This is a genomic window from Streptomyces sp. CWNU-52B (assembly GCF_047444975.1).
Taxonomy (GTDB): domain Bacteria; phylum Actinomycetota; class Actinomycetes; order Streptomycetales; family Streptomycetaceae; genus Streptomyces.
Map to the genome: position 1 here is coordinate 316,015 of NZ_JBLFJV010000006.1, position 24,876 is coordinate 340,890.

Genomic DNA, 24,876 nt, shown 5'->3' on the forward strand with positions numbered 1-24,876 from the left:
CGGGGCGGTGGCCCGGTGCGCCCGGCTCACCGGTCGAGCACCGCCTCCATCACCGCTCGGGCGATCGGCGCCGCGTCCCCGCCGCCGCTGATGTCGCCCCGGTCGGCCGCCGCGTCCTCGACGACGACCGCGACCGCCACCGCGGGCTCCATCGCGTCCTCGGCCTGCGCCCAGGAGATGAACCAGGCGTACGGCGTACCGGAGTTGTGGAGGCCGTGCTGGGCCGTGCCCGACTTGCCGCCGACCGTGGCGCCGGGGACGGCGGCGTTCGTGCCCGTGCCCTTCTCCACGACGTCCGTCATCAGTTCGCGCAGCCGTACGGCCGTGGCGGGGTGCATCGCCTGGTGCAGGGTGCGCCGCCCGGGGACGGACACCGTGTCGCCGTCGTCCGTGGTCGTCCGCTCCACCAGATGCGGCGTACGCACCGAGCCCTGGTTCGCCACCGCCGCGGAGACCATCGCCATCTGCAGCGGAGTGGCACGGGTGTTGTACTGGCCGATGGAGGACAGCGCGAGCTGCGCCTGGTCCACCCGGGTGTCGAAGGTGCTGGGGGAGACCGGGAACGGGATCCCCAACGACCGGTCGTTGAAGCCGAATCCGGCCGCCTCGCTCCGCATCGCGTCCCGGCCCACCCGCACGCCCAGCCCGGCGAAGACCGTGTTGCACGACCACTGGAAGGCATAGCGCAGCGACGCGTCCGCGCACCCCTCCACCTCGTTCGTCAGCCGCGCCGTACTGCCCGGCAGCCGGTACGGGTCCGGCGACTCGGTCGGCGCGTCCACATCGCGCACCACGCCCGAGTCCAGCGCCGCCGCGGCCGTGACCACCTTGAACGTCGAGCCCGGCGGATACGTCTGGTGCACCGCCCGGTTGAGCATCGGGCGGTCGGCGGCACCGTTCAGCCGCGCCCAGGCCCTGGCCACCGCCGAGTCCGTCCCGGAGAGGTTCTCGGGGTCGTAGGAGGGGGTGGACACCAGGGCGAGGATCCGGCCGGTGGACGGTTCGAGCGCGGCCACCGCGCCCCGTCGCGAGCCCAGCCCGGAGTACGCCGCCTGCTGTGCCTTCGCGTCGAGGGTCGTGACGACGTGGCCGCCGGGGCTGCGGGCCCGGGTGAAGTCGTTCCACAGCGGGAAGGGCGAGAGCATCGGATCGGTGCCCGACAGGACGCCGTCCGCGGCACCCTCCAGGAGGGTCGTCCCGTAGACCTGCGAGGCGAAGCCGGTGACGGGCGCGTACAACGGGCCGTTCTTGTAGGTCCGTTCGTAGCGGAACTGCTCCCCGGTGTCCTTCGAGCCGGTGACCGCCCGGCCACCGACGAGGATGTCGCCGCGCGGCTGGCCGTAACGGGCGATCGTGGGGCGGCGGTTGGCCTGGTTCTCGTCGTACGTGCCGGCCTGGACGATCTGGACGCGGGCGGCGTTCACCAGGAGGGCGAGCAGGAGCAGTGCGCAGAAGGCGGCGGCGTGGCGGATGTACCTGGTCATGGGGCGGCCGTTGCCCGTCATGGCGTCGCCTTCCCGCCGCGCCGAGGGTGCGTCTGTGTCTGTGCCTGCGTGTGCGTCTGTGATTGCGTCTGTGCTTGCGCCTGCGTGTCAGGTTCCTGCTGCTCCTCCGACCGGCCGCGTGCCGAGTCGCTGAGGCGGATCAGCAGGGCCACGATGATCCAGTTGGTGACGACCGACGAACCGCCCTGCGCGAGGAACGGCATCGCCATCCCGGTCAGCGGGATCAGCCCCGTCACACCGCCCGCGATCACGAAGACCTGGAGCGCGACGATCGAGGCGAGCCCGACCGCGAGCAGCCGGCCGAAGGGGTCGCGCAGGCCCAGTCCCGCCCGGATGCCGCGCTCGACCAGCAGCCCGTACAGCAGGAAGATCGCGCAGAGCCCGGCCAGGCCCAGTTCCTCGCCCGCCGTGGCCAGGATGAAGTCCGACTTGACGGCGAAGCCGATGAGGATGGAGTGGCCGAGGCCGAGCCCGGTGCCCAGGAAGCCGCCGGCGGCGAACGCGAAGAGGGACTGGGCGAGTTGGTTGGGCCCCTGGCCCGCCTCGATCGACGCGAACGGGTGCAGCCAGTCCTCGACCCGGCTGTGCACGTGCGGCTCCAGCCAGCCGACGGCGACCGCCCCGCACGACGCGAGCAGCAGCCCCACCGCGATCCAGCCGGTGCGGCCCGTGGCGACGTACAGCAGGATCACGAAGAGGCCGAAGAAGAGCAGCGACGTGCCGAGGTCCCGTTCGAGGACCAGGACGCCGACACTCAGCAGCCAGACCGCGAGGATCGGGCCGAGTACCCGTCCGGTGGGCAGCTGGAGCAGCCAGACGCGCCGGCCCGTGTAGGCGAGGGCGTTGCGGTTGGCGGCGAGGTAGCCGGCGAAGAACAGCGCGAGCATGACCTTCGCGAACTCGCCCGGCTGGATGGAGAATCCGTCGACCCTGATCCAGATTCGGGCGCCGTTCACCGCGGGGAAGAAGATCGGCAGGACGAGGAGGGCCAGCGCGGCGACGACGGACACGTACGTGTATCGCTGGAGGACCCGGTGGTCGCGCAGGACCACCACGACCGCGATGAACAGGCCCACGCCCAGCGTCGACCAGACGAGTTGCGTGGGCGCCGCCCGGTCGGCGGGGGTCTCCAGGTCGAGCCGGTAGATCAGGACCAGGCCCAGCCCGTTGAGCAGGACCGCGATCGGCAGCAGCAGCGGATCCGCGCAGGGGGCGCGCAGGCGCACCGCGAGATGCGCGACCAGCGCGAGCACGCCCAGCCCGGCGCCGTAGCCGAGGGCGCCGGGCGGGACGGATCCGGTCCTGGCGAGGCCGACATCGCAGTAGCCGTACCAGGAGAGGAGGACGGCCAGCACGATGAGGGTGAACTCGATGCCACGGCGCCGGGGGAGGCGTACAACGGGAGCCGGCGGGTCCGCCTGCACGGTCGTTCCGGGCGAGAGCATGTCCGGAAGTTAGCAAGATGATCGCCAGATGTCCTGTTATACCGAGACAATCGCGGCGGTCGCGGCGATCACCGCGACCGGGGTGACCGGGGTGACCGGGGCCGCAGGGCGCCGGCCCTCGGAGGAGTGCTCAGCACCAGCGCGGGGCCGGGCCGATGTTGTCGATGTAACGGGCCGCTCCCCAGGCCCAGGTGCCGTCCGCGAGGAGGTACCAGAGGGGGTTGCCCTGGACGGTCTCGCCCGGCGTCTTGCAGTAGATGGAGACGACCTCGCCGTACGCCGCGAAACCGATGACGGCGCCGCCGCGGGTCGGCTTGTCGCGCAGGTTCAGTCCGCCGGCCGCGCTGACGCGGCCCTTGTAGTACTGGGGGTGGCCGCTGTCGTGGTGGCCCCGGTCGTCGCCCGCGAGGGCGGGGCTCGCGGCGCCGACGATGAGGGCGCCGCCGGCGGCGGCTATGCCGAGGCGGGTGAGGGCGGTACGCAGGGACATGGCGGGCTCCTCCGGAGATCGGGGACAGAGGTGGACTCATCGCCACATTAAGAGCGCGTTTCGGCGCGCGCCCGCCATGCTGAGCCATCGGGGCCGGGTCCCGGCGGGACCGCTCCGGCTACTCGGCGAGTTCCTCCAGGAGCCGGGCCGTGACCAGCCCCGTCCGCAGGTACTCCACGAAGAGGTCGTTGTGCAGGGCCCACGGGGAGCGGTGGGAGCGGATCAGCCGGATCGCCTCGTCGGCCGGGCGTCCGGCGAGGACCAGGGCGTGGGCGACGACGAGACCCGAACGGTTGTAGCCGTGGTAACAGCGGACCAGGACGCGCCGGCCGTCGTCGAGCGCCTCCCTCGCGGTCCGGGCGAGCCGGATCACGCCCGCCAGCTGGGTGCCGTCCAGGGGCCCGTCGGGGATCGGCCACACATGGTGCTCCACGCCCGTGTCGGGCCCGTGGCCGGGCAGTCGCAACAGGGTCAGCACCAGGTCGAACTCGTCGTGCACGACGGCGAACTCCGGTTCTCCTGACCGGCCCGTGTACTCGTGCCCGCCCATCCACAGGCCGGGCACTATCTCGCTCCACGGGCTGTCCGGGACCGGCACATCGGGTTGCTTCCTGCGAGCCCGCAACGGCGCCTCCCCCTCAACTGTCCCTAAAGGTAACCGCCTTCTTGCCCGGGGAGCACCCCGCCTGTTCCCATGGTCGTGGGGTGGTGGTGCATGAACGGACTGCGCGTCGTACCGACTTGGCGGCACGGTCAGGAACGGCTCTACGTCTGCCGCACGGACGGCAGGAACGTCGCCTGGTACGACAGGGAGGCGGGCCGGGTCAACCTGCTGAGCGAGGAGCGGCGCCAGGACGTGCTCGATGTGCTCGGACCGTTCCTGAGCGGATCGGTGACGGTCGGGCCGCCACCGGTACCGACCCCCGCCGAGCTGGCGCGGCTCTCCCTGCACCCGGACGAGGACCTCGCGCCGAACCGGCCCGGAGAGGCCCTGCAGGCCGTACTCGACCACGATCCGGGCCCGCAGCGGCGACTGCGGGCCGACCCCAGGCGGCGCGCGCTCGCGGCGGAACTCGCGGTGGGTGAGGCGCTGGACCGGCTGGAGGGGGCCGGGTGGCACACCCTGCACTCCGTGCCGCTGCCCGGCGGGGACCGCCTGCACCACCTGGTGATCGGCCCGGGAGGACTGTTCGCCGTACACACGCTGTACGCCCGTAAGCAGCGCGTTCTCGTCGCCGACCCCCTGGTCACGGTGGGGCGCCGGCAGGCCCGGCCGGTGCTGCGGCTGATCCGCGCGGACGCGGACCGCGCCTCGTACGCCCTCACCGCCGAGGTGCGCCCCGTACTGGCGCTCTTCGGGCCCAGGGACGTGGCGGTGACGGCGCCGCTGCGCGAGATGCGCGTCCTGCTGGACACGGATGTGACGTCGCTGGCCCGGTTGGGTGGCGTCCTCAAGCCGGCGGACGTCGAGGCGCTGCACGCGATGGCCCGGGACCGGGAGACGTGGGCGCGGGTCTAGAGGCGCGGGTCTCAGGGCAGTGATCCCGCCCGGCCGGGGTCGAGCAGGGGCTCCAGCAGATCGCCGTGGCGCTCCAGCCGGGGCGCTATGTCCTCGGCCCGGAAACTCAGTCCGGCCGGGGTGGTGCAGGACTCCACCTCGTCCCAGGTGACCGGGGTGGAGACGGTGGGAGCGGTGCGGGCCCTGAGCGTGTAGGGGGCCGCCGTGGTCTTGCGGGCCGCGTTCTGGCTGAAGTCGACGAAGACCTTGCCGGGGCGCAGGCTGCGCGTCATGCGGTGGACGACCAGCTCGGGAAGGTCGGCCTGGGCCTCCACGGCGAGGGCCTTGGCGTAGGCGGTCACCTCGGCGGAGGGGGTGGGCTCCAGAGCGGCCAGCAGGTGCAGGCCCTTGGAGCCGGAGGTCTTCGGCCAGGCGGTCAGACCGTCCGCCGCGAGCCGGTCGCGCAGCCACACGGCGACGCGGCAGCACTCCACGACGGTGGCCGGAGCGCCGGGATCCAGGTCGAGGACCAGCCGGTCGGCCAGGTCCGGCGCGTGGGCCCGCCACTGCGGGGTGTGGAACTCCGCGACCATGTTCGCCGCCCACATCAGCGAGGGCAGGTCCTGGACCAGGACCATCCGGGCCGGGCCCTCCGAACGGGGGACCTCCGTCGTGCGGACCCAGTCGGGCGTACCGGGCGGGACGTTCTTGGCGAAGAAGACCTGGCCGTCGGGGCCGTCCGGATAGCGCAGGAACGAGACGGGACGGTCGCGGAGGTGGGGGAGCAGCGCGGGTGCGGCCGTCGCGTAGTAGTGCAGCAGCTCACCCTTGGTGAAGCCCGTCGCAGGGTGCAGCACCTTGTCCAGGTTGCTCAGGGCCACCCGTCGCCCCGCCACCTCCGTGATCGGCGTCATAAGATGAGAATCCCACGCATTGACGACAATAGTGACAAATAATTTGGAACCTGCCTGAAGGGTGTCGAAACGTGAGATCCATATGGAACGGTGCCATCTCCTTCGGCCTGGTCAGCATCCCGATCAAGCTGGTGAACGCGACGGAGAACCACTCGATCTCCTTCCGTCAGATCCACACCGAGGACGGCGGCCGCATTCGCTACCGCAAGGTGTGCGAGGCGGAGGAGCGCGAGGTGACGTCCGCGGAGATCGGCAAGGCGTACGAGGACGCGGACGGCACGATGATCCCGATCACGGAGGACGATCTGGCCTCCCTGCCGATCCCGACCGCCCGGACGATCGAGATCGTGGCCTTCGTGCCGGCCGACCGGATCGACCCGCTCCAGATGGACACGGCGTACTACCTGTCGGCGAACGGGGTGCCGGCGGCCAAGCCGTACACCCTGCTGCGGGAGGCTCTGAAGCGCAGCCAGAAGGTGGCCATCGCGAAGTTCGCACTGCGTGGGCGGGAGCGGCTCGGGATGCTGAGGGTGGTCGACGACGTGATCGCCATGCACGGGTTGCTCTGGCCGGACGAGATCCGCGCGACCGAGAGTGTCGCGCCGGACACGAGTGTCACCGTCCGTGACAAGGAACTCGACCTGGCCGACGCGTTGATGGACACGCTCGGGGAGGTCGATCTCGCCGACCTCCACGACGACTACCGCGAGGCGGTGGAGGAGATGATCGCGGCGAAGGCCTCCGGCGAGCAGGCGCCGGCGGCTCCCGCCGCGGAGAAGTCCGGGGGGAAGGTCATCGACCTGATGTCGGCGCTGGAGAACAGCGTGCGGCAGGCTCGGGTGGCGAGGGGGGAGGGGTCCGAGACCGGGGTCGGGGCCGAAGCAGAGGTCAAGCCGCTCCGGAAGGGCTCGGCACCGAAGGCGGCGGCGGGAAAGAAGTCGACGGCGACGACTACGGGCACGGCGAAGAAGACGGCGGCGAAGAAAACGGCATCAACGGCGTCGACGACCAAGAAGGCATCGACCACGAAGAAGAAGACCACCCCCAGAAAAAAAGCCTCAGCCTAACCAAAGCACACCCCCACCCCCCGACGGCCCGCGCCCCTTCAGGGGCGCGAGGAACTGCGCGCTCAGCCGAGGACGGCGCGCGCGTGTGTGTGATCGGGGGCGTGCCCCTTTCAGTGGCGCGGGGAACTGCGCGCTCGGCCGAGGGCGGCGCGTCCCTCATCAGTGGCGCGACGGAGTGGGCGTGCGAACTGGGAGCCGTGCCCCTTCAGATGGCGCGACGCGCGCCTGCGATCCGGGGCGCGCCCCTTCAGGGGCGCGAGGAACTGCGCGCTCAGCCGAGGACGGCGCGCGCGTGCGTGTGATTGGGGGCGTGCCCCTCTCAGCGGCGCGGCGGCGCGCGTGTGAACTGGGGTCGCGCGCCCGAAGGGGCGCGGGGAACTGCGCGACCAGCCCCCACCGGCCCGCAGCCCGGGCGACGAACCGCACGCCCCCCCCCGGCGAAGGCCCCAGCCAGGACGCGCGGCGTCAGCCGAGAGACTGCCGCCGCAGTGCCAACACCGCGTTGTGGCCCCCGAAACCGAACGAGTTGCTCAACACCAGATCCCCCGCCAGGGGAAGCACCCGGGCCGCCCCGATCACCAGATCCACCCCCAGCCCCTCGTCCACCTCGACGCAGCCGATCGTCGGCGGGATCAGACCGTGCTGAAGCGTGAGGACCGCAGCCACCGCCTCCACACCCCCCGCCGCCCCCTGCAGATGCCCCAGATGCCCCTTGAGCGCGGTCACCGGAACCCGCCCCACCCCGAACATCCCCGCCAGGGCAACCGCCTCCGCGTGATCCCCGTCGACCGTCGCCGTCGCATGGGCGTTGATGTGGACCACGTCCACAAGACGCGCCCCCGCGTCCCGCACGGCCAGCCGCACCGCCCGAGTGATACCCGCCCCGCTCGGATCGGGCGCGGCCACATGATGCGCGTCGGCCGACAGCCCCCACCCCGCCGCCTCGCAGTAGATCCGCGCCCCACGGGCACGCGCGTGTTCCTCCGCCTCAAGGAGCAGGAACCCGGCACCCTCCCCGTTCACGAAGCCGTCCCGGTCCCTGGCGAACGGCCGCGACGGCGTCACCCCGGACGCCACGCCGAGCGTGGACAACGCCCGCATCGACGCGAACGCGGCCATCAGCGCCGGCGTCACCACCGCCTCCGTGCCCCCGGCGAGCGCCACGTCCACATGCCCGTACCGGATGCGGTCGATCGCCTGCCCTATCGCCTCCGTACCGGAGGCGCACGCGCTCGTCACGGTCCGCGCCTCCCCGGTGATGTACAGCCTGAGCGACACCTGCGACGCGGCCTGCGAGGGCACGGTCATCGGGGTGGTGAGGGGCGAGACCGACCGAGGCCCCTTCTCCCGCAGCCGCCGGTCCCCCTCCACCAGCACGGGCGCCCCGCCGATGATCGTGCCGACCGAGACCCCCACCCGCTCCGGGTCGAGCCCGCTCTCCCGCGTACCCGACGGGTCGAACCCGCCGTCCTGCCAGGCCTCCAGCGCGGCGATCAGCGCGAGTTGGGCGGACCGGTTCATCCGCCGGGCCCGCTGCCGGGGCAGCAGATCCGTGAGGTCCCCCGGCACGAGCGCCCCGGTCCGCACCGGCAGCCCGTCGAACTCCGGCCCGTCCAGCTCACGTATCCCGTGCCGCCCGTCCAACAGGCCCTGCCACAGCTCCCCGACGCCGACCCCGAGCGGGGTGATCGCTCCCAGCCCGGTGACCACGACCCGGCGCGGCCCGGCGGGAACGGGGCCGGGGGAGGAGGCCCGGCCCGACGCCGTCGCCGCGGGCCGCGGGTGATCCGGCCGCGCGTGATGGCGTACGAGGCACTCCTGTTCCAGCCGTTCCGTGGCCCAGGTCCGTAGCTCCGGGTCCTGGAGCGGCACTTCGGAGGGGCGGTCCAGGTCCTGGCGCCAGACACCCCACCTCCGGGTGTACGACTCCTCGACGGCGAGCGGGCCGACGGTGCGCAGCGCGGTGAACCGGTCGCCGTCCCGCAGCTCGACCGAGTGGATGTCGGCGGCGGTGACGGTGGTGACGGCGAAGGCGGCGAAGGAGGTGAGGGTGGCGGCAGTGGTGGAGTGGGGGGAGAGGGGCGCGTCGTCGTGCGAACGGTCCATGTGACTGCTGCTTCCTTCGCTCGGTGGCGTGGCACTTCGGTAGCAAGGAACAAACTCCAGTGTCACTCGCCCGAGTTGTGAACAACTCTCCCGCGGCCCGCGGCCCGCGGCCCGGGATCCGCGGCCCGGGATTCGGGATCCGAGGGGGGAAGGGCGTCAGCGGGTCCCGGCCCGCATCTCCCGCGGGCTCACCCCGTACCGCTGCTTGAACGCCGTGCTCAGCGCGCTCGCGGAGGAGAAGCCCGAGGCGTACGCGAGATCCGTGATCGTCATGTGCTCGCACCCGCCGCACCGGAGCCGGTCGCGGACCAGCCGCAGCCGTTCCTCGCGGATCAGTTCCCGGGGAGTAGTGCCCGCGTGTCGCAGGGCCAGCTGGATCTGCCGCAGGGACCAGCCGAGGGCCCGCGCCATGGAGGTACCGGTCAGACCGGGTTCGGCCGCGTGCGCGCGCACATGGCGGCGGACCACCGCCTCGACCTCCGTCAGATGGCCGGGCGCGTCCGGCCGGTCGTCGCCAACAGCGAGCATGCACAGCAGCTCGACCACGCGCTCGGAGACGGCGTTGAACTGGGGATCGGTGAGGACCTCACGCTCCTCGTGCAGGTCGTTCAGCATGGAACCGATCACCCGCCCCAGGCCCCTGCTCAGATCGAGCGAGGTCACCAGCGGGGACTTGCGCCGCAGCGGGCCGTCCAGCTCACGCGCGGGAATGGTGAAGACGAACGCTCGGGTGGACGCGTCCTGGAGGCACTCGAAGGGCTCCCCGAAGGTCAGCAACGTTCCCTGCCCCGGCGTCAGTCGCGCCTCCCGGCCGTCCTGCCGCAGTACGAGCTCGCCGGAGAGGGGGAGCAGTAGGCGGTAGTCCTCGTCGGGATCCTCGCGCACCTGGTGCCGGGTCCGGCTGTACTCGATCCCGTCCGAGCGGAACTCGACCAGCTGGTAGGCATCGGTCCGCTCGTGCGGAGCCACCTCACATGTCGTCTGCGACTCCACGATGTAGGTCCCCGCGGGCACTGTGCTTCCTCCGCCTCCATCAACTGGATTGAACGCAAAGGTAGTTACGGGCCGTAAGCGTAGTACAGACCCTCTGTTCGCGTGGTGCGGGAGACGAAAGGCGGGTGTGGTGCGTTCGGTGCATGCGATGCGTGTGGTGTGCCTGTTGTGGGTGGTTCGTCTGCGGGCAACTTCCTTGCGCGCTCGGGAAAGCGCGCGTCCCGCCCCGCCGGTACCGTCGGGCGCCGCGACCTCCGTCCCGGCTCACCTGCCCCTGGGGACCTCATGAAGGAACAGATACCGGAGGCGGTGTTCTGGTGCGCGGCCCTCGCGCTGCTCGCCGTCACCGTGCTGCTGATACGCCAGCGAGGCATCACCGCCCGGCTGCGCCGGCACAGCGCCGAGCTGGCCGAGGACCTGCGGACCCGGGAGGACGAGATACGGCACCTCGTCGCCGTACGTCTCCCGGCACTGGAGGACCACGGGCCTCAGCGGCAGGCCCCCGGCCCCGGGCTGCTCGACGCGAGGCTGGCCGGCAGCGGTTTCGCGAAGTGCCTCGACCATGTCCTGGCACGGTTCGACAGCGCCGTGGAGCACGCGCGGGCCCGCGCCGACCGGTCCGCGAAGGCCGCCCTGAAGGCGTCGATGGGCTCGATCCAGGCGCTGGCCAACGAACAGCAGGTCGCCATCTCCGACATGCAGGACCGGCACGACCGCCCCGACGTGCTGCGCGACCTGCTGGCGATCGACCACTGCAACGCCCAGTTCGGCCGCCGCGCCCAGGCCGTCGCCGTACTGTGCGGGTCCTGGCCGGGCCGTCAGCGTTCCACCTCGGCGGTGATCGAGGTCGTCCGCGGCGCCACCTCCCGCATCCGTGACTACCGGCGCGTCCAGATCCACGGACAGGCCGACACCGCCGTGGCGGGCCGGGCCGTCGAGCCGGTCGTCCTCACCGTCGCCGAGCTGCTCGACAACGCGGCCCGCCACTCACACCCCGACACCAAGGTCGAGGTCGACGTCCAGGCCGTGCACAACGGCGCCTGCGTGGTCATCGACGACGCGGGCGTGGGCATGGACGCCCAGGCGACGGAGCGCGCCACCGCCCTGCTGTCCGGCCGGCACGCGGTGGACGTCACCCGGCTCGACGACCCGCCCCAGTTCGGTTTCCCCGCGATCGGAGCACTCGCCGCGCGCTACGGGTTCAGCGTCTCCGCCGACACCCGGTCCCCGTACGGCGGGGTCCGCGCCGTCGTGTTCCTGCCGTCCGTGCTGCTCACGCCCCGGGACGCGACGGAGGCGCTGCCGCTCGTGGGCGTGGGCGTGGGCGCGGGGGCTGCTGGGGGCTCCGGTGGTACGTCGGACGCGTCGACCTCCGTGACCGCGTCTGCCGGTTCGTCCGACGCGGCGTCCGGCGATGGGGTCGTGACCACGGCGGGTGGGTTGCCCAAGCGCAGGCGGCGGGTTCAGGAACCGGGTCAGGAACCGAGTCAGGAGGCGGAATCCGGGTCCGTGGCCGGGTCCGGGTCTGGGTCTGGGGCCGTGTCCGAATCGGTCGAGGTGCCCGTCGTGCGGTCGGCCGAGGAGTCCGCCCGTCGGATGGGCGCGTTCGCGCGCGGCACGCTGCACGGCCGCGCGGCACAGCGCACCACCCCCTACGAAGACGAAGGGAACATCCAGGGATGATCGAGCCTGCGAACGACGAGTTGAGCTGGATGCTCGATGAGGTCCTGAAGGTTCCTGAGGCGCGGCACGCGATCCTGCTCTCCGCCGACGGCCTGCTCCGCGCCCACTCCGCGGACATCGGCAGGGACGACGCCGAGCGGTTCGCCGCGGGGCTCTCCGGTGTGCAGTCGATCAGCCGCAGCACGGCCGAGTTCTGCGGCAGCCCGCAGACGCCCTGGCGGCAGACGCTGATCGAGTTCGCGCACGGCTACGTCTTCCTCGTGGCCGCGGGCGAGGGCGCCCACCTGGCCGTGTCCACCACCGAACACGTGGACATGGAGGCCGTCACGTACCGCATGCACAGACTCGTCGACCGGCTCGGCGCCGAACTGAGCAGCCCCGCGCGTCGGGACGCCGGCAGTCCGGCATGACACCGCCCGGACGTCCCGGAGGGAGACTGGTGCGGCCGTACGTCGTCACGGACGGCCGTTCCCACCCCAGTCGCAACACCCTGGACCTGGTCACGCTGCTGATCGCCGTGGACGGTCCGCCGTCGGCGGGACTGAGCCCGGAGAAACGGGTGCTGCTGGAGTTGTGCCGGCCCGGGGCGCTGTCGGTCGTCGAGGTGGCCGGACATCTGTCGTTGCCGGTCAGTGTCACCAAAGTGCTGATCGCCGACCTCATGGACAGCGGCCATGTCGTCACCCGCGCGCCCGTTCCGTCCGCCCTGCGGTCCGACGCCCACATCCTCCAGGAGGTCCTCGATGGGCTCCGTGCCCGCCTCTGAAGACGGTCCCGGCAGCCCCTGTGGGGGTGTTCGTCTCGCGGGTGGCGTGCGGATCGCTGTCGAACTGCTGATCGTGGGGCACTTCGCCGTCATGGACCTCCTGGAGCATGCGTGACTCCTCCCGAACCCCCGTCCGGTGGCGGGTGTCCCCTTCGCCACTCCATGTACGGGGCCGAGTTCACGGCGGATCCCGGTGCGCTCTACGACAAGCTGAGGGCGCACGGCGCGACCTCGCCCGTCGAGCTCGCGCCCGGTGTCCGTGCCACGCTCGTCACCGGGTACGAGGCCGCGCTGCACGTGCTGCGCAGCCCGGAGACGTTCTCCAAGGACCCGCGTCGCTGGCGTGACCTCGCCGAGGGTGCCGTCGCACCGGACAGCCCCGTCGTGCCGATGATGATGTACCGGCCGAACGCGCTGTTCACCGACGGCGAGGAGCACCGCAGGCTGCGCGGCGCCATCACCGACAGCCTGGCCCGTGTGGAGGCCGGCACGCTGCGCGGGTACGTCGAACGCAGCGCCGACACACTCATCGACCTGCTCGCTCCGCGTGGGTGCGCGGACCTTCTCGGCGAGTACGCCCAGGTGCTGCCCCTGCTGGTGGTCAACCGGCTCTTCGGTTGTCCGGCCGAGCTGGGGGAGCGGCTGGTCGAGGGCATGTCGGGGATCTTCGACGGAGTGGACGCGGAGCGGGCGAACGAGTTGCTGACGGCGACGTTGGGGGAGTTGGTCGCGCTGAAGCGGGCGCGGCCGGGGGCGGACATGACCTCGTGGCTGATGGCGCATCCTGCCGGGCTGACCGACGAGGAGATGATCCATGAACTGGTCGTGCTCATGGGGGCGGGCACCGAGCCCCAGCAGAACCTGATCGCGAACAGCTTGCGGTTGCTGCTGTCCGACGACCGGTTCGCGGGCGGTCTGGGGGGTGGCGGCCTGCCGGTCGAGGACGCGCTCGACGAGGTGCTGTGGACGGATCCGCCGATGGCCAACTGCGCGGTGCACTACCCGGTTCGGGATGTCGTGTACGAGGGGATGCTGCTGCGGGCGGGGGAGCCGGTCGTGGTGAGTCTGGCCGCCGCGAACACGGATCCGGCGCCGGCGAACGAACAGCGGGCCGGGAATCGGGGGCATCTGGCGTGGAGTGCGGGGCCGCACACGTGTCCTGCGCGGAGTACGGCTCGGCTGATCGCGGGGGTGGCGGTCGAGAAGCTGCTCGACCGGTTGCCTGATGTGCGGCTGGCGGTGGGGGTGGAGGAGTTGGAGTGGCGGCCGGGGCCGTTTCATCGGGGGTTGGTTTCGTTGCCGGTGCGGTTTGCGGGGGTGGCGGCGGGTTCGGGGGAGGGGGTGCGGCGTCGGCGGCCGCGGCGGCCTGTGGCTGAGCCGTTGGGTTCGTCGGATCCGTCGCCGGTTCTGGTGTCCGTCCGTCCGGGGGGTGGGTGGGGTCGGCTGAGGGCGTGGTGGCGTGGGGAGTCGGGGGGATAGGGATAGGGATAGGGGGAGTGGAGGGTGCGGGTTGAGTGTGGCTGGGCGCGCAGTTCCTCGCGCCCCTTAAAAGCGCGCCTGCGGGTGCGTGTGGGGTCGGGGCCGGCCCGGGACATCCGACCGCCGCTCTCTGGCCTACAGGTGAACGCATCTTGCCGCGACGCCCGGACATCCCGACCCACCCCCTACCGCCGCCCAGCGCCCGCCCCCCGGTGGATCCCCCCCCACACACACAACGAGGGGGCCGCCGCGAGGAACTGCGCGCTCAGCCCAGGACGGTCCGAGTGTTCGTTCAGGGGGTGCGCCCCGTCAGGGGCGCGGGGAACTGCGCGCTCAGCCAGGGACGGTCCGAGTGTTCGTTCAGGGGGTGCGCCCCGTCAGGGGCGCGGGGAACTGCGCGCTCAGCCAGGGACGGCGCGCGCGTTCGATCCGGGGGTGTGCCCCGTCAGGGGCGCGGGGAACTGCGCGCTCAGCCAGGGACGGCGCGCGCGTTCGATCTGGGGGTGTGCCCCGTCAGGGGCGCGGGGAACTGCGCGCTCAGCCCAGGGCGGCGCGCGCGTTCGATCCGGGGGGCGTGCCCCGTCAGGGGCGCGGGGAACTGCGCGAGCAACCCCCACCGGGCGGACGGGAGAGAATCAGCCGGTCATCCCCAGCCGTACCGGCAGTGCACGGTGACCGTTCGATATGGGCGACGCCACCGGCTCCAACCCCGCGCCAGGGACGGCGAGTCGAACGTCCGGGTGCCTTTCGAAAAGCTGGCCCGGCGGAGCACCGAGACAGAAATGCACCCCGTGCCCGAAGGCAAGAGGCTCCGAGCCGAGTCACGTCGAACCGGTCGGCGTCCACCGCGAGAGTCGCCTCCCCCTTCCGGATCACCCACCTCCCCGAGAACCAACTCCTGGAGTGACGCTACGCGGCCGTGCGCGAGCCACTGCGTCTGTCGGCAACTCCCTCCGCATACAGGTAAGTTGAGGTCTAGAGTCCGCTCTGGTGTCATGATCGCGGGCGAGGGGCGGTGGCGGCAGAACCATGTCGAGCAGTGATGTGCCGAGGTGGCTGCGGCCACTCGGCCCGGAGGTGCGGACCCTCCCGGCCGGCCAGTGGTGGGACGCGGTACGGGTCCCGTCGGCCACCGGTGTACGCATCCTCGAACATCTGGGCTCACGCACCGGCGCGGTGATCGAGGACAGCTACGGCGGCGTCCTCTACTGGCTCGTCCCACCGGGCGAGGCCGCCGCCTGGGACGTACCCCCGGCCCAGATCCTCGGCCTCGGCTCCCACGTGGCCGTCCCGCCCCGGCACCGTACGTACGCCCCCGGTCTGCACTGGCGGGTACCGCCCACCAGAACCCGCCACTGGACGGACCCGGTCCACCTCCACGCCGCCCTGCGAGCCGGCACGGCCTGAACCCTCGCATCATCATCCTGGTCGTCCTGGCGCGGGATCTTGACGGCTTAAGTTACCGGTAACACCATGGGTCTCGTACTGTCGAGTCGAAGGGACGCAGCATGCCCATGCCCGCTCTGAGTACGTCGTCCGACGGTTTCCTGCTCCATGGAGAGCCCTTCCGGATCATCTCCGGTGCGATGCACTACTTCCGCGTCCACCCCGACCAGTGGGCCGACCGGCTCCGCAAGGCCCGGCTGATGGGCCTCAACACCGTGGAGACGTACGTCCCTTGGAACCTCCACCAGCCCGAGCCCGGCACACTCGTCCTCGACGGCTTCCTGGACCTGCCGCGCTACCTCCGGCTGGCCGAGGCCGAGGGCCTGCGCGTCCTGCTGCGCCCGGGACCGTACATCTGCGCCGAGTGGGACGGCGGCGGTCTGCCCTCCTGGCTCACCACGGACACCGACATCCGGCTGCGCACCAGCGACCCGCGCTTCACGGACGCCCTCGACCGCTATCTCGATCTGCTGCTGCCCCCGCTCCTGCCCCAACTGGCCGCCAACGGCGGCCCGGTGATAGCGGTCCAGGTGGAGAACGAGTACGGGGCGTACGGCGACGACACCGCGTATCTCGAACACCTCGCCCAGTCCCTGCGCACCCGGGGCGTCGACGAGCTCCTCTTCACCTGCGACCAGGCCGACCCCGGGCACCTGGCGGCCGGCAGCCTGCCCGGCGTCCTCGCCACCGGCACCTTCGGCAGCAGGATCACGGAATCCCTGGAACGGCTGCGGGCCCATCAGCCCGAAGGGCCCCTGATGTGCGCGGAGTTCTGGATCGGCTGGTTCGACCACTGGGGCGAACCGCACCATGTGCGTGACGCCGCGGACGCCGCCGCCGACCTCGACCGGCTGCTCTCCGCGGGCGCCTCGGTCAACATCTACATGTTCCACGGCGGCACCAACTTCGGGTTCACGAACGGCGCCAACCACGACCACGCGTACGAGCCCATCGTGACCTCGTACGACTACGACGCGGCCCTCACCGAGTCCGGCGACCCGGGCCCGAAGTACCACGCCTTCCGCGAGGTCATCGCCCGCCACGCCCCGGTGCCCACCGAGCCCGCCCCCGCGCCGTCGCCCAAACTGCCGCGCACGGTGGTGGAGTTGGAGCGCCGCGTCGCGCTGCTCGCTCACGCGGACACCCTGGCCAAGCCGGTACGCGTCGACGCCGACCCGGTGACCATGGAGGAGCTGGGCCTGCGGGCGGGGTACGCCCTGTACCGCACCACGGTTCCCGTGTCCGGCGACGGTGTGCTGCACTTCGCGGGCGGTGTCGGCGACCGCGCCCAGGTCTTCCTGGACGGCGCCCCCGTCGGCGTACTCGAACGCGAACGCCATGAAGAGGCCCTGCCCGTACGGGTCCCGCGCGCCGGCGCCGCGCTGGACGTGCTCGTCGAGAACCTGGGCGGTGTCAACTACGGCCCTCGCATCGGCTCCCCGAAGGGGCTGCTCGGGCCCGTCACCTTCGACGGCACCCCCCTGCACGGCTGGGACTGCCATCCCCTGCCCATGGACGGCGTCGGCGAGGGCGCGGGCACTGGTGGCCCGGTGAGCGGGGCGGAGGCCGAGTCGGCGGCCTTGGACGTCGGGCCCGCCTTCCACCACGGGACCTTCGAGGTACTGACACCCGCCGACACCTTTCTCTCCCTGCCGGGCTGGACCAAGGGTCAGGCCTGGATCAACGGCTTCCACCTCGGCCGCTACTGGAACCGCGGCCCGCAGCGCACGCTGTACGTGCCCGCGCCCGTCCTGCGCCCCGGCACCAACGACCTGGTCCTGCTGGAGTCGCAGGCCACGACCGAACCGCGCGCCCTGCTCACCGACACACCCGACCTCGGGCCGGTGAAGCCCTGATGCCCCTTCGCCTGAGGGTGTCCACCCCGGCGGAGCCGCCGCTCACCGGACATCTCCCCTTCGCCGACGCGCCCGGCGTCCCCGACCCGATCGAGGTGACGAGCCGCTGTCTCACCCGGGGCGGCCGGCCCTGGTTCCCGGTCTCCGGCGAGTTCCACTACAGCCGTTACCCGGCGGCGCAGTGGGCGGAGGAACTCCTGAAGATGAAGGCGGGCGGGGTGACGGCCGTCGCGAGCTACGTCATCTGGATCCACCACGAGGAGACGGAGGGACACATCCGCTTCGACGGCGACCGGGATCTGCGGCGCTTCGCCGAGCTGTGCGCCCGGCACGGGCTGGACTTCGTCCCGCGCATCGGCCCCTGGTCCCACGCGGAGGTACGCAACGGCGGCTTCCCCGACTGGCTGTCGGCCCGCACCCGCAGCCCGCGCACCGACGACCCGGCCTACCTGGCACCCGTACGCACCTGGTTCGAGGCGATCGCCGGACAGTTGCGCGGGCTCGACCGTGCGCACGGCGGCCCGATCGTCGCCATCCAGATCGAGAACGAGCTCTATGACCGGCCCGGCCATCTGCTGACCCTGAAGCGCATGGCCCAGGAGGCCGGGCTGAGCGCCCCGCTCTGGACGTCCACGGCGTGGGGCGGAGTCCGGCTCCCGCCCGACGAACTGGTTCCGCTGTACGGCGGCTACCCGGAGACCTTCTGGACCGAGGCCGACGGCGGCTGGCCGGACACCTGTCGCAAGCACTTCTTCTTCACCCACCAGCGCGACGACGAGGGCATCGGTTCCGACCTGCGTCCGACGACGGCACGCGGCGCGGCTCCGGCGGACCTGACGGCTCCGGCCGACCGGTTCCCTTGGGCCACCTGTGAGTTGGGCGGTGGCATGGCGGTCTCCTACCATCGCCGTCCGCGCGTCGACGCGGCCGACGTCGGCGCGCTCGGGCTCACGAAGATCGGCTGCGGTTCCGTGTGGCAGGGCTACTACATGTTCCACGGCGGTACGAACCCGGCCGGTGAACTGACGACACTTCAGGAGTCCCACGCGACCGACTACCCCAACGACCTCCCCGTCCGCACGTACGACTTCCAGGCCCCGCTGGGCGAGTTCGGCCAGTACCGGCCCTCGTACGACGAACTCCGGCTCCAGCACCTGCTGTTGGCCGACTTCGGCCGGCTCGTCGCCCCGATGGAGTCCTTCCTCCCCGAACAGCAGCCGACGGGGCAGGACGACCGGGACACCCTGCGCTGGGCGGTGCGGAGTTCGGGGGACGCCGGCTTCCTCTTCGTCAACAACCACCAGCCGCACGAGCCGTTGCCGGACCACCCGGAGACCTCGTTCACGGTCGAGTTCCCGCAGGCGCCCACGCTCACGCTCCCCAGTACGCCGGTCACCGTCCCGTCGGGCGCCTACTTCTGCTGGCCACTCCGCCTCGACGTGGGCGGTCTGCGCCTGGACTGGGCCACCGCCCAGCCCGTATGCATGATCGACGACCACGGAGGCAGTGGCAGTGGTGGCGATGGTCGTACGGTTCTGGTGCTGGCCGCGACCGAGGGCATTCCCGTCGAACTCGCCCTGGACGCGCGGACGGTGGCGTCGGTGAGCGTGCCCTCCGGACAGTGCGCCACGCTCGGCGACCGCCTCCTGGTCACGGGGCTGCGTCCCGGCACCGACGCCCTGGTCGAGGTGGACACGGCGGACGGCGCACGGGTCGGCCTGCTGGTCCTGGACGCCACGACGGCCCGTACCGCCTACCGGGGTGTCGCCTGGGGAGCCGAGCGGCTGGTCCTCTGCGACGGAGGTGCCGGTGCCGGTGCCGGTGTCGTCTTCGACGAGCACGCGCGGGGCGGGCGAGGAGAGGTACGGGTGCACAGCCCGGCCGGTGAACCGTCGTTCGCCGTGCTGCCCGCGCCGCGACGGCCTCCCGTGGTGGAGGGTGCCGGTGTGCTGGAGTCGATGGACGGGGTGTTCACGCGTTACAGCGTGCAGGCCGTGCAGGAGGGCGTGGGCGTGCGTCGTGATGGGTTTTCTGAGGGGGTGGCGGTTCGGAAGGTCCGGGCCGCCGGGCCCGCGCCCGAGCCCGTGACGGGTGTGCTGGGGCGGGCGAGTGCGCCCGCCGACAAGTACTACGACACGGCGGCGGCCGAGTACGTCGTCGACGTCCCGGACGGACTGCCGCTCACCGGAACCCTCCTGCGCGTCCACTGGATCGGAGACGTGGCGCGCGCCTACGTGGGCGACACGCTCGTGGCGGACCAGTTCCAGGCGGGGCGGGTCTGGGACATCGCCCTGGACCGGCTCCCGGAGAGGGCCCTTCGCGAGCGGGGACTGCGGCTGAGGGTGCTGCCGCGGCACGAGGACGCCCGCGTGTACGTGGCGGCGGAGGAGGCCGGCTTCGAGGGCGGGCCCGGGACCGGGGCCGAGACCGGCGCCGGGGGAGCCGTGGCGGCGGTCGGGCGTGTCGAGTGCGTGCGGACCCGGACCTGGGCGGTCGGGGCGGGCTGAGCACCACACCCCCCCCGCGTCACCACCCCGCCACCACCGCGTCGACCTCCCGCCCGGCGGCCTATCCTGTGGGCCAGCCGGGCGGGGCACGACCGCCGGGACGAACCCGTACCCGTACCCGTACGAGCACGCGTACCCGCACTCGTACTCGTATCCGTACGCGAACTCGAAGGACGTCACCCGCAATGACCCGAGGTGCCGGTGACGGCGCGCCGCCCCAGGACCCTGCCGGGGACCTCCCCAAGGGCCGCAGCCGGCGCAACTTCGCGGGAGCGCGCCCGGTGATGGACGACGTGGCACGGCTGGCCGGTGTCTCCAAGCAGACGGTGTCCCGCGTACTGAACGAGAACCCGGCCGTCCGCCCCGAGACCCGTGAGGTGGTCCTGGCCGCCATGCGCACCCTCGGCTACCGGCCGAGCCGCAGCGCGCGTTCCCTGGCCAGCGGCCGGACCCGGATGCTCGGCGTGATCTCCTTCGACGCGGCCCGCTTCGGACCTGCCTCCATCCTGACCGCGATCAACACCGCGGCCCAGGACGCCGGTTACCTGGTGAGCTCCATCGCGCTCGACACGGCCGACCGGGCCACCGTCGCACGCGCCGTGGACACGCTGTCGGCCGAGGGCGCGGACGGTGTGATCGCCATCGCCCCGCAGCGCTGGGTGGGCAGGGCGCTGGCGGAGGCACAGCTCGACACCCCGCTGATGGTCCTGGAGAACGACCTCGGCAAGGACGCGTCGTTCGTCACGGCGGACAACTGGGCGGGGGCCCGCAAGGCCACCGAGCACCTGCTGGACCTCGGCCACGCGACGGTCCGGCACATCGCGGGTCCCACGGGATGGCTGTCGGCGGACCGCCGGGTGGAGTCCTGGCGGGCCACGCTGGAGGCGGCCGGGGCCCCGGTCCACGAGCCCCTCGTCGGGGACTGGAGCGCCGACTCGGGGTACGAGCTGGGACGCCGGCTGGCCGGCCGCTCCGACGTCACCGCGATCTTCGCGTCCAACGACCAGATGGCGCTGGGCGTCCTCCGCGCCCTCCACGAGTCCGGCCGCCACGTCCCCGGCGACGTCAGCGTCGTCGGCTACGACGACATCCCCGAGGCCGCCCACCTGCTCCCGCCGCTGACCACGGTCCGCACCGACTTCCCCGAGATCGGCACGCGCTCCCTGCGGCTGCTCCTGTCCCAGCTGGACGGCTCCACCCAGCCGGCGCCGGAGCAGGTGGTACCGGTCGAACTGATCGTGCGCAGAAGCACGGGCCCGGCGCCGGGCCGCTGACCACGCGGCCGGGCCGACCACGTACCCGGATCGTGCGCCGTGCTCATGGACCGTGCTCATGGACCGTGGCCGTCGGCTCGGGGCGTCGGCTCGGGGCGTCGGTCCGGGTCGTCAACTCTGGTCATGGACAGGGAAAATCTGTGGGGATCAGGTGAGTGGGCAGGTGCTGCGGCGAGATAGAAAGGACATATGCCGGAGCGCGAGACCCCTGTCGGAGCCATGGACGACGTCGATGTCATGAGCGGCATGGACGATGTGGTCATGGACGACGCCGCGTTGGACGACGCAGCCATGGACGACGCGGCGATGGAGGCCGTGGACATGGAGGCCGCGGTCGCCTTCAACGATGTCGACGACGTCGACGCGGTGACCCGTGCCGTGCTGACGGCCTCGCGCGTGCTGGTCGCGGTCTCGGCCCGTTCGCTCGCCGAGGTCGAGGAGCGGGTGACACTGCCGCAGGTCCGGATGCTGGTCGTGCTGTCCACGCGCGGCGCCACGAAGCTGGTCACCCTCGCCGAACTGCTCCAGGTCGCGCCGTCCACCGCCATGCGCATGGTCGACCGGCTCATCACCGCGGGTCTCGCCGACCGCCGCACCAACCCGGACAACCGTCGCGAGACCCTGCTCCAGCTCACGGCGGAGGGGCGGCGCACCGTCGAGAACGTGACCGTCCGCCGGCGTACCGAGATCGCCACCATCGTCGAACGGCTCACCCCGCGACAGCGGACGGCGATCGTCGAGGCGCTGACCGCCTTCAACGAGGCGGGCGGCGAGCCCCCGGTCCCGGGCTTCGAGGACGCGGAGCCGCACCCGCTGGGCTGGGTGGACACGACGACGCGGCGCGACATATGACCTGGGGCCCGGCTCGCCCGGCTCCCTCATCCAACGGACGGACTGGGCGTCGGCGAGGTCGTGTTGACGTCGAGTCCCTCCGGCTCGTTGAGGACGAGGACCGGCGCGCCCGGCTGCGGCGCGGGCGGCGTCATCTCGCTCTTGGGGAGCTTCGGTGGGGTGGTCTGCTGGAAGTTGACCTGGTCGTAGTTGACGAGGTCGGTCTTCTCCAGCACCGTGATGTGGTCCAGGACGGTGTCGTTGGCCAGGTCGGCCAGCTCACGGATCATGGAGTTCTTGGTGTTGGCGCGGACCTTGGCGATGACCGGGAAGATCTGACCGTGCGTCACACGCATGATGTTCACGGCGGTCGTGTCGAACTGCTTGCCCTCACTCCCGTCCACGGTCGCCACGAACTGCTGCTGTTGCGGGCTGGCCTGGTTGGGCAGCGTGATGCCCAGCTCGGGGGCGATCTTGCGGCACATCTCGTCGAGCCCGGAGTGCCCCGCGACCAGGTGCTCCCCGGCCTCCTTCATCGCCGGTGTGGTGCCTCGCTTCATGGCCATCAGGCCGAGCGGGTGCTCCCACAGCCCGGCGGCCCGAACCTTCACGACGAAGTCCCGGTCGGCCTCGGTCAGCGGCCCGTACCGGGTGTTGGCGATGATCCGGTCCTGGCTGGTCGACGTCTTCTCCACACCGAGGATGGCGGGATACGCGAGCGCGGCGAGAGTCACGACCAATCCGCCGATCACGAATACGGTTCCTGCCGTGCGTTGCGTCACACGCATGCTGCCTCCTGAGGTGAACGGACCGGTCCACAAGGGGGTACGTACGGGAGGCCCGAGGCAATCATTGCTCAGGGTAAATTTTGCACTCTGCGGTGGGGTGGGACCGTCGGCCGGTGTCGGCACCTGTGCCGGTGCCGACCGCGGTGTCAGCGCCTGACGTCGGTCGCGGTGCCAGTGCCGGTGCCGGTGGCACCGGCGATGTCAGTGGCGGGTGCCAGGATCCTGGTCATGACGGACACGAGCGACGACTGGCGTACCTTCCTGGACCGGTGGAGCCAGGAGTGGGCGGATGCGCAGGCCCGGGACGCGTCGGCCGACGAGGTGCCGGTGCGGTCCGAAGAGGACCTGCGCGCACGCTGGTTGGGGTTCCAGCCGGCGCCCGAGGAGCGTATCAAGGCTCTTGAGGACCGGTTGGGACACCGGTTGCCGCCCTCCTACCGGACCTTCCTGGCGGTCAGCGACGGCTGGCGCGACGCGGGGGGCTTCGTGTGGCTGCTGGCCGGCACCGAGCAGGCCCGGTGGCACGAGGACGCGGCGGGCCTGTCGGAGTACTTTCCCGGGGAACTGGACGACGACTCCACACCCGAGCAGGAGTTGCTCGCCGGGATGTGGCAGCGGGCGCTGCAACTGGACGTGGAGTCGGACATGGTCCACGTACTGCTGGACCCGGGGGACGTGGACGCCGCAGGCGAGTGGGCCGTGTACTCCTGGGCGTCGTGGAGCGGGAGCGAGCCCCAACGGCACGCGTCGTTCCGGGCGTTCATGGAGGCGATGTACCGCCAGTTCCACAGCCTGGAGGCGAGCCGCCCCGAACGCGCCGGGACAACGGCCTTCGCCAACGCCACGACACGCGCCCTGGACGCGTCCGTCGAAGCCGCCAGACTGGACGCCCTGGACGGACGGTACGAGCGGGCCTCGAAGACCCTGGCGGAGGCGATCGAGTACGGCAGGCCACGGGCGAGAGGGCTGCGCGACCAGATCCGCCGGCTGCTCGGGGAGACCTACATGGTGTACTTCCGCGGTCTGACCGCCGACCCGTTGTACGCGCCGGAGGTACTGCCCTTGCTGGCGGCCGGCCACGTGGAACAGCGCCGCGACGACGGGTCGTTGTCCCACCTCCTGGCGGGCGCCTCCGAGGAGATACGGGTGGCGGCGGGTGAACTCCTGCGGCGGATGAGGGCGGGCACCTACCGCTACACGTCCGAAGGCCCGTTCGGCCGCGCCGTGGAGGAGGCGCGTGAACAGGCGCGCTGGGGCGACACGGACGCGGCCTGGCGCACCCTGCGTGCCGCCCTGCCCGAGTGGCGGCCGGTCGGCCCCGACCACCTTGCCCCGGTCGGCCTGTGGGCCGATCCGCTCCTGGGCCCGCTGCTCACTGTGGAGCGGGGCCGGGAACTGCTGGCCACGCCCAGACCCGGACACCGGGGCGACGCGCCGCCTCCCACGCCCGACCTGGATCCGCCGGGCTTGGAATGGCTGGCGGACGGAGATCCCGGCAACTTCCTGACGTCGTACCGCTTCGTCCTCATGGAGGGTACGGAGCCGCACGAACTGCCCGCCCGTATCGGCGCCGACGAGACGGCTGCCTTGAACGGACCGGTGACCTTGTGGGAGGCGTCCACGCGATTGCGTAACCGCAGTGGCAGTGGCAGTGGCAGTGGCAGTGGCAGTGGCAGTGGTGGTGGCGGTGGCAAGAGCGTCCGGTCCGTCTTGCCGTGGGAGGACGAGGTGCTGACGGTTGTCGGCCGGGCGGGTCCGGGCTGGAGCTTCGCCTTCGAACCGCGTCCCCGTACCTCCTTCAGTGAGCGGCGGTTCGCCTCTCCGGCCACCGGGGCCTGTGGCAACGCCCGTGCGGTGACGGTGTGGAGCGACCCTTCGAACGACCCCCGTTTCCGTGTCTTCCAGCTGTCCGTCGCACAGAACGGCGAGGAGCGGTACGCGTTCACCGTCCTGGGGGACACCATCGGCAGACGAGGGCCCGTGCCGATCGCGCTCGACCCGGACCGCCTCTTCTCCCGGGCCGGGACCGACCCGGAGAGACTGGGGGAGCGGCGTGCCCTGCGGGCGCTCGCGGCCGAGTTCGGTGTCCGGCTACCGAGGTTCGCTCTCGGGCACGGACGTCTGCACACCCTCCGCACCAGACCCTGGAGCCACTCGTCACCGTCTTCATAGGACTTCATAGGGTCCGGTGCGGGGCGCTCGGGCTCGTGCCGGGCGGGCGGGCGGGG

Annotated in this window: 20 protein-coding genes; 12 read left to right on the forward strand and 8 right to left on the reverse strand. The window is 71.9% G+C overall.

Annotated features, from left to right (window positions below; translation table 11 throughout):
- Nucleotides 1-26: 26 nt before the first annotated feature.
- The 4 genes from ACLVWQ_RS08805 to ACLVWQ_RS08820 all read right to left on the reverse strand — a co-directional run bounded on the left by ACLVWQ_RS08805 (nt 27) and on the right by ACLVWQ_RS08820 (nt 4,065).
- Complete coding sequence (locus ACLVWQ_RS08805; protein ID WP_414107664.1) at nt 27-1,484, reverse strand: peptidoglycan D,D-transpeptidase FtsI family protein; 1,458 nt, start codon at nt 1,482-1,484, stop codon at nt 27-29.
- Between the two features lie 17 nt (nt 1,485-1,501).
- Entirely contained in the window at nt 1,502-2,950 is a 1,449-nt protein-coding gene (locus ACLVWQ_RS08810; protein WP_414107665.1) for an FtsW/RodA/SpoVE family cell cycle protein, read from the reverse strand.
- Between the two features lie 130 nt (nt 2,951-3,080).
- Nucleotides 3,081-3,440: an SH3 domain-containing protein gene (locus ACLVWQ_RS08815; protein ID WP_414107666.1), complete on the reverse strand. Its 360-nt coding sequence runs from the start codon at nt 3,438-3,440 to the stop codon at nt 3,081-3,083.
- A gap of 118 nt (nt 3,441-3,558) precedes the next feature.
- Entirely contained in the window at nt 3,559-4,065 is a 507-nt protein-coding gene (locus tag ACLVWQ_RS08820; protein ID WP_414107667.1) for a protein phosphatase, read from the reverse strand.
- 90 nt (nt 4,066-4,155) lie between these two features.
- On the opposite strand from ACLVWQ_RS08820, the gene ACLVWQ_RS08825 reads away from it, so the two are divergent.
- On the forward strand, nt 4,156-4,959 hold the full coding sequence (locus tag ACLVWQ_RS08825; protein ID WP_414107668.1) for a nuclease-related domain-containing protein: 804 nt from the start codon (nt 4,156-4,158) through the stop codon (nt 4,957-4,959).
- 11 nt (nt 4,960-4,970) lie between these two features.
- Here ACLVWQ_RS08825 and ligD read toward each other — a convergent pair whose 3' ends face one another.
- Nucleotides 4,971-5,852, reverse strand: a complete 882-nt coding sequence (gene ligD / locus ACLVWQ_RS08830; protein ID WP_414107669.1) for a non-homologous end-joining DNA ligase — start codon at nt 5,850-5,852, stop codon at nt 4,971-4,973.
- A 71-nt stretch (nt 5,853-5,923) separates the two neighbouring features.
- Here ligD and ACLVWQ_RS08835 point away from each other — a divergent pair, with 71 nt between their 5' ends.
- The gene (locus ACLVWQ_RS08835; RefSeq protein WP_414107670.1) at nt 5,924-6,919 is read left to right on the forward strand and encodes a Ku protein; all 996 of its coding nucleotides are present in this window, start codon (nt 5,924-5,926) and stop codon (nt 6,917-6,919) included.
- Between the two features lie 465 nt (nt 6,920-7,384).
- On the opposite strand, the gene ACLVWQ_RS08840 is transcribed toward ACLVWQ_RS08835, so the two are convergent.
- Together ACLVWQ_RS08840 and ACLVWQ_RS08845 are read right to left on the reverse strand one after the other, a co-directional pair.
- Entirely contained in the window at nt 7,385-9,025 is a 1,641-nt protein-coding gene (locus ACLVWQ_RS08840) for a beta-ketoacyl-[acyl-carrier-protein] synthase family protein (protein WP_414107671.1), read from the reverse strand.
- A 156-nt stretch (nt 9,026-9,181) separates the two neighbouring features.
- Nucleotides 9,182-10,039 (reverse strand): helix-turn-helix domain-containing protein, encoded by an 858-nt coding sequence (locus tag ACLVWQ_RS08845; RefSeq protein WP_414107672.1) that lies wholly within the window; start codon nt 10,037-10,039, stop codon nt 9,182-9,184.
- Between the two features lie 264 nt (nt 10,040-10,303).
- On the opposite strand from ACLVWQ_RS08845, the gene ACLVWQ_RS08850 reads away from it, so the two are divergent.
- The 9 genes from ACLVWQ_RS08850 to ACLVWQ_RS08890 all read left to right on the forward strand — a co-directional run bounded on the left by ACLVWQ_RS08850 (nt 10,304) and on the right by ACLVWQ_RS08890 (nt 21,881).
- On the forward strand, nt 10,304-11,701 hold the full coding sequence (locus tag ACLVWQ_RS08850; protein ID WP_414107673.1) for an ATP-binding protein: 1,398 nt from the start codon (nt 10,304-10,306) through the stop codon (nt 11,699-11,701).
- The gene (locus ACLVWQ_RS08855) at nt 11,698-12,111 is read left to right on the forward strand and encodes a roadblock/LC7 domain-containing protein (protein WP_414107674.1); all 414 of its coding nucleotides are present in this window, start codon (nt 11,698-11,700) and stop codon (nt 12,109-12,111) included. The genes ACLVWQ_RS08850 and ACLVWQ_RS08855 overlap by 4 nt, the downstream gene beginning before the upstream one ends.
- Nucleotides 12,108-12,467 (forward strand): DUF742 domain-containing protein, encoded by a 360-nt coding sequence (locus ACLVWQ_RS08860; RefSeq protein ID WP_414107675.1) that lies wholly within the window; start codon nt 12,108-12,110, stop codon nt 12,465-12,467. Before ACLVWQ_RS08855 ends, ACLVWQ_RS08860 begins: the two co-directional genes overlap by 4 nt.
- Nucleotides 12,468-12,629: 162 nt before the next feature.
- Nucleotides 12,630-13,946 (forward strand): cytochrome P450, encoded by a 1,317-nt coding sequence (locus tag ACLVWQ_RS08865; protein WP_414107676.1) that lies wholly within the window; start codon nt 12,630-12,632, stop codon nt 13,944-13,946.
- Nucleotides 13,947-14,975: 1,029 nt separating this feature from the next.
- On the forward strand, nt 14,976-15,353 hold the full coding sequence (locus ACLVWQ_RS08870; protein ID WP_414107677.1) for a hypothetical protein: 378 nt from the start codon (nt 14,976-14,978) through the stop codon (nt 15,351-15,353).
- 107 nt (nt 15,354-15,460) lie between these two features.
- Nucleotides 15,461-17,248 (forward strand): beta-galactosidase, encoded by a 1,788-nt coding sequence (locus ACLVWQ_RS08875; RefSeq protein ID WP_414107833.1) that lies wholly within the window; start codon nt 15,461-15,463, stop codon nt 17,246-17,248.
- Nucleotides 17,248-19,755 (forward strand): beta-galactosidase, encoded by a 2,508-nt coding sequence (locus ACLVWQ_RS08880; protein WP_414107678.1) that lies wholly within the window; start codon nt 17,248-17,250, stop codon nt 19,753-19,755. The genes ACLVWQ_RS08875 and ACLVWQ_RS08880 overlap by 1 nt, the downstream gene beginning before the upstream one ends.
- Before the next feature lie 185 nt (nt 19,756-19,940).
- Complete coding sequence (locus ACLVWQ_RS08885) at nt 19,941-21,029, forward strand: LacI family DNA-binding transcriptional regulator (RefSeq protein ID WP_414107679.1); 1,089 nt, start codon at nt 19,941-19,943, stop codon at nt 21,027-21,029.
- Between the two features lie 321 nt (nt 21,030-21,350).
- A complete protein-coding gene (locus ACLVWQ_RS08890) occupies nt 21,351-21,881 on the forward strand; it encodes a MarR family winged helix-turn-helix transcriptional regulator (RefSeq protein WP_414107834.1) in 531 nt (176 codons plus the stop codon).
- A 26-nt stretch (nt 21,882-21,907) separates the two neighbouring features.
- Here the strand turns inward: ACLVWQ_RS08890 and ACLVWQ_RS08895 are convergent, their stop codons facing one another.
- Entirely contained in the window at nt 21,908-22,648 is a 741-nt protein-coding gene (locus ACLVWQ_RS08895) for a DUF4142 domain-containing protein (RefSeq protein ID WP_414107680.1), read from the reverse strand.
- Nucleotides 22,649-22,876: 228 nt separating this feature from the next.
- Between ACLVWQ_RS08895 and ACLVWQ_RS08900 the strand changes: the two genes are divergently transcribed.
- The gene (locus ACLVWQ_RS08900) at nt 22,877-24,820 is read left to right on the forward strand and encodes an SMI1/KNR4 family protein (protein WP_414107681.1); all 1,944 of its coding nucleotides are present in this window, start codon (nt 22,877-22,879) and stop codon (nt 24,818-24,820) included.
- Nucleotides 24,821-24,876: the final 56 nt, after the last annotated feature.

Coding starts and splice junctions, on each gene's coding strand:
- ACLVWQ_RS08895 (WP_414107680.1), bottom strand. CDS start 22,648: ATGCGTGTGACGCAACGCACGGCAGGAACCGTATTCGTGATCGGCGGA.
- ACLVWQ_RS08880 (WP_414107678.1), top strand. CDS start 17,248: ATGCCCCTTCGCCTGAGGGTGTCCACCCCGGCGGAGCCGCCGCTCACC.
- ACLVWQ_RS08840 (WP_414107671.1), bottom strand. CDS start 9,025: ATGGACCGTTCGCACGACGACGCGCCCCTCTCCCCCCACTCCACCACT.
- ACLVWQ_RS08865 (WP_414107676.1), top strand. CDS start 12,630: ATGTACGGGGCCGAGTTCACGGCGGATCCCGGTGCGCTCTACGACAAG.
- ligD (WP_414107669.1), bottom strand. CDS start 5,852: ATGACGCCGATCACGGAGGTGGCGGGGCGACGGGTGGCCCTGAGCAAC.
- ACLVWQ_RS08875 (WP_414107833.1), top strand. CDS start 15,461: ATGCCCGCTCTGAGTACGTCGTCCGACGGTTTCCTGCTCCATGGAGAG.
- ACLVWQ_RS08870 (WP_414107677.1), top strand. CDS start 14,976: ATGTCGAGCAGTGATGTGCCGAGGTGGCTGCGGCCACTCGGCCCGGAG.
- ACLVWQ_RS08860 (WP_414107675.1), top strand. CDS start 12,108: ATGACACCGCCCGGACGTCCCGGAGGGAGACTGGTGCGGCCGTACGTC.
- ACLVWQ_RS08890 (WP_414107834.1), top strand. CDS start 21,351: ATGGAGGCCGCGGTCGCCTTCAACGATGTCGACGACGTCGACGCGGTG.
- ACLVWQ_RS08810 (WP_414107665.1), bottom strand. CDS start 2,950: ATGCTCTCGCCCGGAACGACCGTGCAGGCGGACCCGCCGGCTCCCGTT.
- ACLVWQ_RS08805 (WP_414107664.1), bottom strand. CDS start 1,484: ATGACCAGGTACATCCGCCACGCCGCCGCCTTCTGCGCACTGCTCCTG.
- ACLVWQ_RS08815 (WP_414107666.1), bottom strand. CDS start 3,440: ATGTCCCTGCGTACCGCCCTCACCCGCCTCGGCATAGCCGCCGCCGGC.
- ACLVWQ_RS08850 (WP_414107673.1), top strand. CDS start 10,304: ATGAAGGAACAGATACCGGAGGCGGTGTTCTGGTGCGCGGCCCTCGCG.
- ACLVWQ_RS08885 (WP_414107679.1), top strand. CDS start 19,941: ATGACCCGAGGTGCCGGTGACGGCGCGCCGCCCCAGGACCCTGCCGGG.
- ACLVWQ_RS08855 (WP_414107674.1), top strand. CDS start 11,698: ATGATCGAGCCTGCGAACGACGAGTTGAGCTGGATGCTCGATGAGGTC.
- ACLVWQ_RS08900 (WP_414107681.1), top strand. CDS start 22,877: ATGACGGACACGAGCGACGACTGGCGTACCTTCCTGGACCGGTGGAGC.
- ACLVWQ_RS08825 (WP_414107668.1), top strand. CDS start 4,156: ATGAACGGACTGCGCGTCGTACCGACTTGGCGGCACGGTCAGGAACGG.